This is a genomic window from Thalassovita litoralis, assembly GCF_900182725.1.
GTDB classification, from domain to species: Bacteria; Pseudomonadota; Alphaproteobacteria; order Rhodobacterales; family Rhodobacteraceae; genus Thalassobius; species Thalassobius litoralis.
In genome coordinates, this window is the sequence record NZ_FXTO01000013.1 from 44263 (window position 1) to 57218 (window position 12956).

At 59.0% G+C, this 12956-nt stretch carries 9 protein-coding genes; 4 read left to right on the forward strand and 5 right to left on the reverse strand.

The window, feature by feature from the left end; all coding sequences use genetic code 11:
• Positions 1-36 precede the first annotated feature (36 nt).
• The gene (locus FN828_RS11340) at positions 37-1044 is read right to left on the reverse strand and encodes a fatty acid desaturase (RefSeq protein WP_142493586.1); all 1008 of its coding nucleotides are present in this window, start codon (positions 1042-1044) and stop codon (positions 37-39) included.
• Between the two features lie 160 nt (positions 1045-1204).
• Positions 1205-1441, reverse strand: a complete 237-nt coding sequence (locus FN828_RS11345) for an EF-hand domain-containing protein (RefSeq protein ID WP_142493588.1) — start codon at positions 1439-1441, stop codon at positions 1205-1207.
• A gap of 311 nt (positions 1442-1752) precedes the next feature.
• Here FN828_RS11345 and FN828_RS11350 point away from each other — a divergent pair, with 311 nt between their 5' ends.
• The gene (locus FN828_RS11350; RefSeq protein ID WP_142493590.1) at positions 1753-2787 is read left to right on the forward strand and encodes a fatty acid desaturase; all 1035 of its coding nucleotides are present in this window, start codon (positions 1753-1755) and stop codon (positions 2785-2787) included.
• A 44-nt stretch (positions 2788-2831) separates the two neighbouring features.
• Here FN828_RS11350 and der read toward each other — a convergent pair whose 3' ends face one another.
• The 3 genes from der to FN828_RS11365 form a co-directional block, all read right to left on the reverse strand.
• Positions 2832-4301 carry a ribosome biogenesis GTPase Der gene (gene der / locus FN828_RS11355; protein ID WP_142493592.1) on the reverse strand — a complete coding sequence of 490 codons (1470 nt, stop codon included), beginning with the start codon at positions 4299-4301 and terminating at the stop codon, positions 2832-2834.
• Between the two features lie 49 nt (positions 4302-4350).
• Positions 4351-5673, reverse strand: a complete 1323-nt coding sequence (locus FN828_RS11360; RefSeq protein ID WP_235891461.1) for an outer membrane protein assembly factor BamB family protein — start codon at positions 5671-5673, stop codon at positions 4351-4353.
• Between the two features lie 68 nt (positions 5674-5741).
• A complete protein-coding gene (locus FN828_RS11365; protein ID WP_142493594.1) occupies positions 5742-6413 on the reverse strand; it encodes a tetratricopeptide repeat protein in 672 nt (223 codons plus the stop codon).
• A gap of 234 nt (positions 6414-6647) precedes the next feature.
• On the opposite strand from FN828_RS11365, the gene FN828_RS11370 reads away from it, so the two are divergent.
• From FN828_RS11370 to FN828_RS11380, 3 genes are all read left to right on the forward strand, one after another.
• A complete protein-coding gene (locus tag FN828_RS11370) occupies positions 6648-7898 on the forward strand; it encodes an efflux RND transporter periplasmic adaptor subunit (protein ID WP_142493596.1) in 1251 nt (416 codons plus the stop codon).
• Positions 7895-11485, forward strand: a complete 3591-nt coding sequence (locus tag FN828_RS11375; RefSeq protein ID WP_142493598.1) for an efflux RND transporter permease subunit — start codon at positions 7895-7897, stop codon at positions 11483-11485. The genes FN828_RS11370 and FN828_RS11375 overlap by 4 nt, the downstream gene beginning before the upstream one ends.
• Positions 11486-11676: 191 nt before the next feature.
• Positions 11677-12435 (forward strand): hypothetical protein, encoded by a 759-nt coding sequence (locus FN828_RS11380; RefSeq protein WP_142493600.1) that lies wholly within the window; start codon positions 11677-11679, stop codon positions 12433-12435.
• Positions 12436-12956: the final 521 nt, after the last annotated feature.

The following is a 12956-nucleotide window of genomic DNA, read 5'->3' on the forward strand; positions in this document are numbered from 1 at the left end:
GAAACGACCAAGGCCGATAACAGGCGCGCATCAGGCTCAGGCAACGGTGACTGGCTTTGGGGCTGTTCGGGATGGAAACGGCACAAGCTTTTGCGCGTCTTCGTCCCATAGTTTCAGCCGAAAGGCACGGAGTGCTTCGGGCCAGCGCACCAAAGTGGTTTGCGGTGCCAATGCTGCCGCAAGATCGCGCTGACACCGCCGCAGCCGATAGGACGGGATGCGTGGCTCAAAATGGTGGATGTCGTGATAGGCGATATTTCCAGTCCCCAGATCCCACCACCACCCCAGATCCAACGAGGACGCACCTTTCAGCGCCGCCATCTGAGGGTTCAAATCGGGACGGCGATCCCAATATGTTTCTTCAAAATTATGTTGCAGATAGACCAGAAACACCCCGATCGCACCGGCCAACACCGCCGTGACTGCCCAGATCGCCAACCCGGTCCAACCTGCCCAAATCCAGATCAGCCCAAGCCACAGCGCAATCCCCAAATTATGCGCCAGAACGTCCCAGACACCTGTTTTCAAAGCATTTTTAGGCCAGCGATAACGCAGGAAATATACAAAAATGCCACCGACCAGCATCAGCACCACCGGATTCCGGTATAGCCGATAATATAGCCGCGTCCCCGGTCCCGCCGCCTGCCATTCCCGCAGGGTCATGGTGTGAACTTCGCCGGTTTCGCGATGATCCAGATTGCCGATATGTTTGTGATGCAGGTTGTGATTATAGCGCATGGCCCGAAACGGCGTCAGCGTAAACACCGACAGCCCATAGCCCGCCCAAACATTCTGCGCCGGGGTTTTGAACAGGGACGCATGGCCGCAATCATGCTGCAACACATACAGCCGCACCGCCGCAAAGGCATTCACCACCACCGCCAATGGCAAAAGCAGGCTCCATAGCCCTGCCCCCACCAATCCGACAGCCGCCCAAAGCGTCACAAAATACACGGCAAAGGTGCCAAAATAGCTTAGCGCCGCCAGCCGGTTATCCGGCTGAATATAGGCACGGGTCAGATCGCGGATCGTGCGGATGGACATGCAACCTCCTGTCAATTCCGATTCACGCAAGGATAGCATAGCATGACAACGGTTTTTTGACCTGATCGACTTGTTCCCCAAAAGCACAAACCCCCGGCGCAACCAGCACCGGGGGCGTCCAGACGGCCCCGAGGTCAGGCCGTTGGTCATTGGCGGATGATCAGCCTTCGATCAAACCGGCCTCGACAGCGGCAGCCAGTTCTTCGGGGCTGACTTCGCCGCTGGCATCCGCGTCGATCTGTGCGAACAGCTCTTCGCTCAGGTCCGCGTAGACAGCGGCCATTTCGTCCATCGAATAGGTGCCGTTGCCATCGGTATCTTCGACGGCGGTTTCGGCCTGTGCCTGAACCGCAAAAACCGCTGCCGCAGCAGCCAGGGTCAGAACGAACTTCTTCATGAAGCAAAACTCCAAATGCGACTCATAAGTCGCTGAAACAAAGGCGAAAGTGCCTTCGTGCGCAGAAATATCCCAACCCTGAATTTTCACAAGTGGTCCCGATTACGGCCCGCAGGCCGTAGCCCCGGCCCGTCGGCAAAACGGCGCTTATGCCAGCAAAGCAGGATAAAATCCGGGGCCGCCCCCTGCCGCGTGCGCCCGCTGGTGGCTTCCCCTTTGTGACATAGCGCCCCAGACAGTAGTTTTCACCATTCCCGCCGCGCCCCCCATCATGTAAAGGGGCAGCCGAACCAACAAAGAAAAGCAAATCAATGCCTGATCCATCCGGCGCCGCTGGGCAAGCTACCGAAACCCGAGCCGCAAGAGACTGGATCAAGATCCTTGCGCAATATCGACAGCCAAACACATGGCGCAGCAGCTTCGAGCTGGCCGTGACCTTGGGCGCATTTCTGGGCCTTTGGGCGCTGGCATGGTGGGCGATGTCCATCAGCTATTGGCTGACCTTGGCAATTTCCCTGTTGAATGCCGCCTTTTTGGTGCGCCTGTTCGCCATCCAGCATGATTGCGGACATGGATCTCTTTTGACCAACCGCACCGCGAGCGACTGGCTGGGCCGCGTTTTAGGCGTGATCACCCTGACACCATATGACGTGTGGCGGCGCACCCATTCGATTCACCACAGTTCCGCCGGGCATCTGGGGCGGCGTGGCATCGGGGATGTGCATACAAAGACCGTTGCGGAATATGCCAGCCTGACACGATTTGATCGGCTGATGTACCGGCTTTACCGCAACCCTGCCGTTTTATTCGGGTTCGGGCCAAGCTATTTGTTTTTCCTGCAAAACCGGGTGCCGGTGGGGTTGATGAACAGTCCCCGGTTCTGGGCCAGCGCAATGGGAACCAACGCCGCGATTGTGGCGGTTCTGGCGGTGATCTACTGGTTCGGGGGAATTATGCCGATCCTGTTGATCTTCCTGCCCTCGACCATATTGGCGGCAACAGCCGGGATGTGGCTGTTTTATGTCCAGCATCAGTTCGAGGATACCCATTGGGCTCAGGAAGAAGACTGGGACATGCACACCGCCGCATTGCAGGGCAGTTCCTATTACGTGCTGCCGCCGCTGCTGCAATGGCTTAGCGCGAATATCGGCATCCACCACGTTCATCACCTGTACAGCCGCATTCCGTTTTATCGCCTGCCCGATGTGCTGCGCGATTACCCGGAACTGGCACAAGACAATCGCATGACGATCCGCGAAAGCCTTACCAGTGCCCGCCTGCATCTGTGGGATGAGAAGTCAAAGAAACTTCTGTCCTTTGCTCAGGCCCGCACAGTGGCTCATTAACAAAGGCCCAATAACAAACTACTACGCAAAAGAAAAAGGGCGCATCAGCGCCCTTTTGGTTTCTTGTTCAGGTGTTTGGTCAAGGCACCCGCATTCTTTTCGCGGCGTCCCTTATAGGGGTTCTTGTTCCCCTGCCCCCGCATATACAGCCGGATCGGCGTGCCGGGCATGTCGAAATCCTGCCGCAACCCGTTCACCAGATAGCGTGAATAGCTGTCGGGGATTTTATCGGGGTGCGAACACATCACCACGAATCCCGGCGGGCGGGTTTTGGCCTGTGTCATATAACGCAGCTTGATCCGCTTACCCTGCGGGGCGGGCGGCGGGTGCTGTTCCAGCATCCCCACCAGCCAGCGGTTCAGTGCAGCGGTTGGGATACGGCGGTTCCATGTCTCATAGGCGCGTTCGATGGCGGCTTGCAGCCGATCCAGCCCCTTGCCGGTCTTGGCGGATACCGTAACCAGCGGCGCACCGCGCAATTGCGGCAGCAGTCGTTCAAACGCTTCTTTCAAGGCCCGCAGTTTTTCCTGCTTTTCGTCCTCGATATCCCATTTGTTCACCGCCACCACGACAGCCCGGCCTTCGCGTTCGGCCAGATCGGCAATACGCAAATCCTGCTGCTCAAACGGGATCGCTGCATCCAGCAGTACCACCACAACCTCGGCGAATTTCACCGCCCGCAGGCCATCGGACACAGACAGCTTTTCCAGCTTTTCCTGTACCTTGGCGCGTTTGCGCATCCCTGCGGTGTCCCACATCCGCACCGGCAGGCCATTCCAGTCGATCGTCAGTGAAATCGCGTCACGGGTGATCCCGGCCTCGGGGCCGGTCAACAGGCGGTCTTCGCCCAGAATTTTGTTAATCAGGGTGGATTTCCCGGCATTGGGGCGGCCCACCACGGCAATTTGCATCGGTTTGTCGATGGTCGGCCAACGGATCGGCAATTCTTCTTCGCCGTCCCAATCTTCGTCCACGCTGATGTCTGTTTCAGGCTGATGCTGTTCCGCCTGATCCGCGAATTCCTCGGCCAAAGGCATCAGAACATGCAGCAGATCGCCCATGCCTTCGCCGTGTTCAGCAGACAACCGCAAGGGTTCGCCCAGACCCAGCGCATAGGCTTCCAGCGCTCCGGCCTCGCCCGCGCGGCCTTCGGCTTTGTTCGCGGCCAGAATCACATACTTGGCCCGCTTGCGCAGGATATCGGCAAACACCTCGTCTGACGGTGTCACCCCCACACGTGCATCCAGCATGAACAGGCAAATATCGGCCATATCCACGGCCCGTTCGGTCAGCCGCCGCATCCGCCCCTGAAGGCTGTCATCGGTGGCTTCTTCCAACCCGGCGGTGTCAATCACGGTAAAGCGCAGATCGCCCAGACGCGCCTCGCCCTCGCGCAAATCGCGCGTCACACCGGGCTGGTCATCGACCAGCGCCAGCCGTTTGCCGACCAGACGATTGAATAACGTGGACTTGCCCACATTCGGGCGGCCCACAATGGCAAGGGTGAAACTCATGTCTCAGGCTCCAAAGCGGATCAAGCGGCCCTGTTATACCATTCCCGCGTCAACGGAAAGCGTACAATTGCCCCTTGGTGGACACCACATACAACGTGCGCCCCGCGACAACCGGCGCGGTCGTCGCCCCATCCGGCACATCTACCGTCTGGGTCAGGCTGCCATCCTTGGGATCGAAAAACCGCATCTTGCCATCGTTCGACGCAACAATGATCCGCCCCCCGGCCAGTACCGGCCCCATATTGGCGTAAACCTCGGTCGCTTTTTTCTGGGTGAACTTCACGTAATTGGGCAGTTTCACCCCCCAGATGCGGCTACCATCTTTGGCATTCAGACGGACCAGTTCGTTTTGATCGGTAATCGCAAAGACCGAACCCCCAGCAGGCCACATTGGCCCCAGCGCCCCGTCCTTGGCCGTCCACAGCCGTTCACCGCTGTCCAAATCCATCGCCACCATCCGGCCCGCATAAGACCCGACATAGACAGTGCCACCATCCACCACCGGATCGCCGGTGATGTCGCTGATCTTGCCAAGCGCCCGATTGCGCCGCTGCCCTGCCAATTGCGAAGCCCAAAGCCGCATACCGCCCTTGCGGAACGCCGCCTGCACCTCGCCATCGCCATAGCCGAAGATCGCGTATTTATCGGTCAGCGCAGGGGACGGCGCCCCCAGCACGTTGCCGGTATCCGGCGCTGATGTCATCTGCCAGCGAATACGCCCACTGTCTGCCTCGATTGCCCATGCGGTATCGTCGCCGCTGGTGACATAAACCAGCCCCTTGTAGTAGGTCGGCGCACCCGATCCGCTGGCATTCAGCAATTGCTGCCATTTTACAGCGCCCGAAACCGGGTCCAGCGCGGTCAGGCTGCCAAAGCCCGAGGTCACGAACACCATTCCACCGCCATAGGCCAGCCCGCCGCCGGTCGCTTCGTCCGGGGTATCGCGCGGCGGCGTCAGATCGCGGCTCCACAGCCTTTCGCCAGTACCCGAGGTGGCGACCACCGTTGCATTGGCGTCCAGCGTGTAAATTCGTCCATCGGCCACGATGGGATCAGCCGTGATCCGGTTGCGACGGCTGTCGCCCGCCCCAATCGGAGCAGACCAAACCAAGGTCGGCGCGGTCCCCAAAGCAGCGTTCGAGGTCCGATAGGCAGGCGTGCCAATCCGATGTGTCCATTCGCTGTTGGCGCGTTGCGCGGGCAGTCTGATTGCCACGGAACGATTCTCACTGATCGCATCGGCGGGCGGGGTGCCGCCCTCCAGCACCGCGTAAATCTCTTCCCGCTTGCCGATCAGAACTTCCTCGCGCTCACTGCACGCGGCCAGCATTGCCAAACCAGCCACTCCAAGGACCAAAGAACTTGCTTTCACGGACACTGCCCTCACTTCTTTTTGCGGCCCGCCTGTTCCACCTTTAGGAACCCCGACCGCGCGGTGGATCACTCGCCCGCCTGATCGGCTGCTTTCAGCTCGCCACCCAGCGATACAATCAACTGAGACGCCCGGCGACGCAAGTCTCCTGTCACCTCGGCATCTGCCAGAATACGCTGTAACCGCTCGATTGCGTCCTGCGCTTTACCTTCGCTGACATCCAGCAACGCAAGTTGTTCCTCGGCGGGCAGACGCAGCGTTGGCGCGGTCGTTACCAGCCCCTCCAGACGCACTCGGCGTTCGGCGGCATCCAGCTTTTCGCCCTGAACCAACAGCGATTTGAACCCCGCGACCTGACGATAGATCATCGGGATTTCCCCGTTCGAGGCCACCGAATCCAGCAGCGTCACAGCCCCGGCGGCATCGCCTGCCTCGGCCAGTTCGGCGGCGCGCATCATCGCCACAACGGCACCGGCGACCGCAGAACCGGATTCAACCCCGGCCAGCGCCTGTTCCCGCGCGGCTGCATCGTCAGCTTTCATCGCGGTCACGATATCATCGCCCAGCTTTTCCGCCGCAGCGGTCGCTTGCGCCTTGCGCCATTCGTTATACGCCGCCGACCCAACGATGACGACCACCGCCAGAACCGCAATCCAGCCGTATTTCTTCATCAGTGCGAACAGCTTGTCGCGGCGCACTTCTTCGGTGACTTCTTCAATGAAACTGTCGGTATCGCTCACGCAGGCACCCTTTCTCGATTTGCACCCTCTTAGCGCAGCGCCCCTGCGCTGCCAAGGGCTGCGGCATGATGCGCGTATAATCAACGAATGCACGCTTGCGTGACTCGGGACACACGCATAATCTGAACCGAACGGTTCACCCAACAGTGACCCATATTGAAAAGTAACGGTCCGACCCCACTTATTTGCGAACCCGGACTGCCCTTTGACGCGCGAACAAGGACTGACACAACCATGCGACCCATCCCGGTGCTCACCGCCATTTTGGTGACAGCGTTTCTATATGTTCTGGTGATGGAGCGCGAAGCGCTCATGGCCTTTGCCCTGTCAGGTGATGTTGAACAGGCGATAGAGGTCGCCAACACAAACGACACCACCCCCGAAGTCACCAAACCAGACCGCCCCACCCATAAACCCGTGGGCGTGGTCGCCCTGCATTCCACGGCACAGGTGATTGACAGCGCCGTGGTTTTGCGCGGCGAGACGCAGGCCATGCGGCAGGTCGATGTCCGCGCCGAAACCACGGCACAGGTGGTTTCCGATCCGCTGCGCCGGGGGGCCTATGTGGAACGGGGCCAAACCCTGTGTGAACTGGACCCCGGCACCCGCCCCGCCAGCCTGGCCGAGGCTCAGGCCGGTCTGGCCAGCGCCCGCGCCCGTATCCCAGAAGCGCAAGCGAACCTGAAAAAGGCCGAAGCCGCCCTGCACGAAGCAACGATTAACTATAACGTCGCCAAGAAGCTGAACACCTCGGGCTATGCCGCGGAAACCCGTCTGGCAGGCGCCGAAGCCGCCGCCAAAGCAGCCGAGGCCGGTGTGGAATCTGCCCGGTCGGGACTGGAAACCGTTCAGGCCAATATCGAATCCGCGCAGGCCGCCGTTGCAGCCCGCCAAAAGGAAATCGACCGCCTGACCATCACCGCACCGTTTACCGGCCTGCTGGAATCCGACAGCGCCGAATTGGGTAGCCTGCTGCAATCCGGCGGGCTGTGCGCCACGGTGATACAATTGAACCCGATCAAGCTGGTGGGCTATGTGCCTGAAACCGAAATTGACCGCGTGTCGGTCGGGGCTTTGGCAGGGACGCGGCTGACCACCGGCACACAGGTGCAGGGGCGCGTGACCTTTTTGTCCCGTTCCGCCGATCCGCAAACACGCACCTTCCGCGTGGATATTGACGTTGCCAACCCCGATCTGAAAATCCGCGACGGACAGACGGCAGAAATCCTGATCGCGTCAGACGGGGCAAAGGCCCATTTGCTGCCGCAATCGGCACTGACGTTGAATGACGATGGCAAACTTGGCGTTCGGCTGGTTGGGGCGAATAATATCGTGGCCTTCGCCCCCATCACGCTGGTGCGCGACACCGCGCAGGGCGTGTGGATCACCGGGCTGGACGAAACCGCCGACGTGATCATCGTCGGGCAGGAATATGTCACCGCAGGCGTCACCGTTGCCCCCACCTTTCAGGAGGTCGCGCAATGACCGGAATGGTCGATTGGGCCGCCGCCCGCGCCCGCATGATCGTGGCTTTTATCATCCTGTCGCTGGCGGCAGGCTGGACGGCCTATCGTGACCTGCCCAAAGAAGGAGAGCCGGATATCGAAATCCCGGCTCTTTTCGTATCTGTCCCCTTTCCCGGCATTTCCGCCGAAGACAGCGAAACCCTGCTGGTCAAACCGATGGAAACGGAATTTTCCGATCTGGACGGGCTGAAAACCATGTCCTCGACCGCGGCCGAGGGATACGCGGGCGTGGCGCTGGAATTTGAATTTGGCTGGGATAAATCCAAGGTGCTGGCCGATGTGCGCGACGCCATGTCCACCGCCGAAAGCAAATTCCCGGATGGGGCGGAAAAATATACCGTCAACGAAATCAACTTTTCCGAATTTCCCATCATCATCGTGAACCTGACCGGCGATGTCCCCGAACGCACCATGTTTCAGGTCGCCAAAGACCTGCAAGACAAGGTCGAAGGGCTGGACGCTGTGCTGGAAGCCGGGATTGCCGGATCGCGCGATGAAATGGTCGAGGTTGTGATCGACCCGCTGCGTCTTGAATCCTACAACGTCACCGCTGCGGAACTGATCAACGTGGTGCGCAACAATAACATGCTGGTCGCCGCAGGCGAGGTAGACAGCGCCCAAGGCACGTTTTCGGTCAAGATCCCGTCGTCCTTTGATGAACCGCGCGACATTTATTCCCTGCCGGTCAAAATCAATGGTCAGCGGGTTGTGACACTGGGCGATCTGGCCGAAATCCGCCTGACATTCGAGGATCGCACCGGGATTGCCCGCTTCAACGGCGAACCCACCGTGGCGCTGCAAGTGGTCAAACGCAAGGGCTTCAACCTGCTGGACACCACCGCCGCCGTGCGGCAGGTGGTTGACCAGGCGCAAACCGAATGGCCCACTGATTTACAAGCCGCCGTCACCGTTGGCACGTCAAACGACCAAAGCCGCGTCGTTGGGTCGATGGTCAGCCAGCTTGAAGGCTCGGTGCTGACAGCTATCGCGCTGGTGATGATCGTGGTTCTGTCCAGCCTTGGCAGCCGCGCCGCGCTACTGGTGGGCTTTGCCATTCCTACCTCGTTCCTGCTGTGTTTCCTGCTGCTGGCGGCGATGGGCGTCACCATTTCCAACATTGTCATGTTCGGCCTGATTCTGGCCGTGGGGATGCTGGTGGATGGGGCCATCGTGGTTGTGGAATATGCCGACAAACGTATCTCCGAAGGGGTCGGCCCCATGCACGCCTATGTCGAGGCGGCAAAGCGCATGTTCTGGCCCATCGTGTCGTCCACCGCGACCACGCTTTGCGCGTTTTTGCCCATGCTGTTCTGGCCCGGCGTTCCGGGCGAATTTATGGGGATGCTGCCCGTTACGCTGATTTTCGTGTTGTCCGCCTCGTTGGTGGTGGCGCTGATCTATCTGCCTGTGATGGGCGGGGTGTCCGGGCGGCTGAGCCGTAAATTCAACGGTGCCTCTGCCTTTTTGACCGCCCATGCCCCGTGGTGGCTGCGCGCCCTGCTGGTGCCGGTTAGCTGGATGGGTATGTTCATCGGCGCGATGCAGGTGCTGAACCCCGGCTATCTGTTCGGCGGCACCAGCCCCCTGCCCCCGGCCTTTGCTTCTTTGCCCGGCACGGTGCTGTTTTTCGGGGCGGCCTTTCTGGCCTCGATCGCGCTGGGATCGGTCAAAATCACATGGGCACGCCGCACCCGCATCAAGGCGGGCCACAAACGCACACCTTTTGGGATTTTGATCAAGTTCATCGCAGGCAATCCGATTATGCCACTGATCACGGTGGGCACTGTCATTACCTTTGTCGTGCTGACGATGATGACCTTTTCCCAAAATAGCAAAGGCGTGGAATTCTTTGTGGATTCCGAACCGGAACAGGCCATCGTCTATGTCCGCGCCCGTGGCAACCTGTCCCTGCATGAAAAGGACGCGCTGGTGGCACAGGTCGAAAAGATCGTGCTGGCCCATCCCGGTGTGCTGAACGCCTTTGCCTTCGCGGGTGAAGGCGGGTTGAAAAACAATACCGGGGGCGCGCAGCCGCCGCTGGATACGATCGGTCAGGTTCAGCTTGAAACAATTCCGTGGGAAGACCGATCCGACCGTCCTGATCTGGACGGCGACGTGATCATTGCCGAACTGACCCAACAGTTAGAACAAATCCCCGGCATCAAGATCGAGATTCTGGCACAAGCGATGGGTCCGGCCTCGGCCAAGCCGGTACATCTGCGCCTGCTGGGGAATAACTGGGCCGATCTGGTGAAAGCCACCGAACTTGCCCGCACACATTTTGAAGACACCGAAGGGCTGCAACTGGTCGAAGACACCCTGCCCCTGCCCGGTATTGACTGGCAAATCAACGTGGATGTTGAAAAAGCCGGGCTTTATGGCGCGGATGTGGCCACTGTGGGCGCAATGGTCCAACTGGTCACACGCGGCATCCTGCTGGACACGATGCGCGTGGACACCAGTGACGAAGAAATCGAAATCCGCGTCCGCTTGCCGGAACAGAACCGCGTCCTGTCTACGCTGGACACGCTGAAGGTGCGCACCCCGGACGGGCTGGTGCCGCTGGCCAATTTCATCACCCGCGAACCCGTGCCCAAACTGGCGCAGATCAAACGCGTGGATCAAACCCGCTACTTCGATGTCAAAGCGGGCGTGGTGGACGGGCTGACCAAAACCGCCACCAACCCCGATGGGACGACCTATCAGGTGCCGATCAACGCCAATGAACGCATCGCAACACTGACAGAATGGCTGAATTCAAACCCATTTCCGGCGGGCATCGAATGGGAATGGACCGGCGATCAGGAAGATCAGGCCGAATCTCAGGCCTTCCTGATGCAAGCCTTTGCTGCCGCGCTGGCGCTGATGTTCATCATCCTTTTGGCGCAGTTCAACAGCTTTTATAATTCGTTCCTTGTGCTGCTGGCGGTGGTTTTGTCCACCACCGGCGTGTTGATCGGGATGATGGTGATGGATCAGGCGTTTTCGATCATCATGACAGGCACCGGCATCGTGGCGCTGGCGGGGATCGTGGTGAACAACAATATCGTGCTGATCGACACCTATCAGGAATATTCCGCCTATATGCCCCGGATCGAAGCCATCGTTCGCACCGCCGAAGATCGCATTCGCCCCGTGCTGCTGACCACCATCACCACGATGGCCGGTCTGGCCCCGATGATGTTCGGCCTGTCGCTGGATTTCATTCAGGGCGGTTATTCCATCGACAGCCCCACCGCGCTGTGGTGGAAACAACTGGCAACTGCGGTGGTGTTCGGTCTGGGTATTGCCACAGTGCTGACGCTGGTGTTCACCCCGTCATTGCTGGCAATCCGGATCTGGCTGACCACCTATTTACGCTGGATTGCCCAAGGGCTGAAGGCACTGTCCCTTGGCCGCGCCAGCCGCGCCGCACAGGATATGGCCCTGCAACGCGCCGCCCGCAAACTGAAAGCACCAGAAATCATCTGGGACGATGATACCCCTGATGTGGCCGGATTTAATGTCGTGTCCTCGGACAGACCGAACATCAAAGCAGCAGAATGATAGGAAAAGGTCGGGCCAACGCCCGGCCTTTTCGCCTTATTCGCGCATCCCGATGGAGAACCAAGCCCCAACGCGCTTAGGATATCATGGCAAAGTTTCCTAATTGACAGAGATCGCGAACCACCCTAGCGTTCATGTCACTCTTGCTCAGCAAGCATTTGCCACCATTAGATAAATTTAGGATATACATTTTGTCCATTCGCGCATTTGGCTTGATCTCTGCCCTTTTATTGTCTGCTTGTGGCTCCCCTTCATCTGGACCAGTTTCTCGCGCCTCCCTGATGGGCGAAGGTGGAGTAACCGTGGACATTAAACTAGGGGATGCAAAAAACTCGACCATCGCCAGCGGTCGTACAGGGCTGATGAATATCACCAGCACATCGCAATTCGTGCAACAACCCATGCGCTTCACGGCCAGCCTGGGTAATTCTGCCGCTGCACAAAAAGTCCGCGCCGAAGGCAAAACGCTTTATGTCTATGCGGCAACCAAACTCCTGCTTGAGGTCACCGAGAAAGGCAGAAAGGGAATAAAAGAGGGTGGCATAAACCTAGAAGGGAGTAGTTGCGAAGGGTACAAGTTTGTTCTTTATCCCGGTAACAACTATTCTGTCAGCCTCTATGCCGAACCGAAAATCCGCATTCGTAATAAAAGCCGTGCCGACACGCCGTTTGGCAAACATACAGATGACTGGGTCGCCTCCTCTCGTGAGGCATTCAGCTCTGTCATAGCGGTCAGGTCCAAGCCATTCATGGTTGTCGGATACGGAGACAGGTATATGAACGGAGACAGGTATATGAACCCTGTGAATTATGGTCCTGCGGTCACTGTCTCCCATGAATTTGATCGCAGTTGCACGCTCTCTGCCTCGAAGGAGTTTTTCAAGAGCAAGGGGCGTGAGAAAAACAAGAGCGGCAATGTCGTGCGCCGCGCACCGAAAAAAGCCCAATGATTAATTCAGTCCTGCCCGCCCCGCGCCCCTTCCTTGCCGTGTTGCTTTGCATCTGGCTTCCTCACGGGGCTTTCGCCTCTGACTTTGGATCTTTGATCAATCAGGGAAATAGTGCCTTCGAGAAGGCCGTGCAGCAAGACCGCAACTGGCTTAAAAAGGAAAGGGCTGCGGACGAGCGGCGGCGCAGACAGGCCGAAGAAAATGCCCGGATACGCGCAGAGGAGGCACGCAGGCACGGGACAACATACGCCGCGCCCGATACAAACAGTTCCGATAGTGGTTCCACAGCGGGATCCAAGCCTGCGGCGTCTCAATCCGCTGGAACCTCCGGCACCACAAAAGGGGTACGTTCGATTACCTCGGGTGGGCGCGTAGCCGGCACTTCCAACACCGCCCACAGGATCACCTGTAACAATGGACAGGAATACCGTATCTGGCGCTCTGGCGAGCAATGGTGGGATGGTCGGGGCGCACGCGGCGGCCAATACCGCGATCTTCGGGAAGAAGCGGAACGCCAGTGT

Excerpts from the sequence above, each read along its gene's own strand:
- FN828_RS11340 (WP_142493586.1), bottom strand. The coding sequence starts at position 1,044 with ATGTCCATCCGCACGATCCGCGATCTGACCCGTGCCTATATTCAGCCG.
- FN828_RS11345 (WP_142493588.1), bottom strand. The coding sequence starts at position 1,441 with ATGAAGAAGTTCGTTCTGACCCTGGCTGCTGCGGCAGCGGTTTTTGCG.
- FN828_RS11350 (WP_142493590.1), top strand. The coding sequence starts at position 1,753 with ATGCCTGATCCATCCGGCGCCGCTGGGCAAGCTACCGAAACCCGAGCC.
- der (WP_142493592.1), bottom strand. The coding sequence starts at position 4,301 with ATGAGTTTCACCCTTGCCATTGTGGGCCGCCCGAATGTGGGCAAGTCC.
- FN828_RS11370 (WP_142493596.1), top strand. The coding sequence starts at position 6,648 with ATGCGACCCATCCCGGTGCTCACCGCCATTTTGGTGACAGCGTTTCTA.
- FN828_RS11375 (WP_142493598.1), top strand. The coding sequence starts at position 7,895 with ATGACCGGAATGGTCGATTGGGCCGCCGCCCGCGCCCGCATGATCGTG.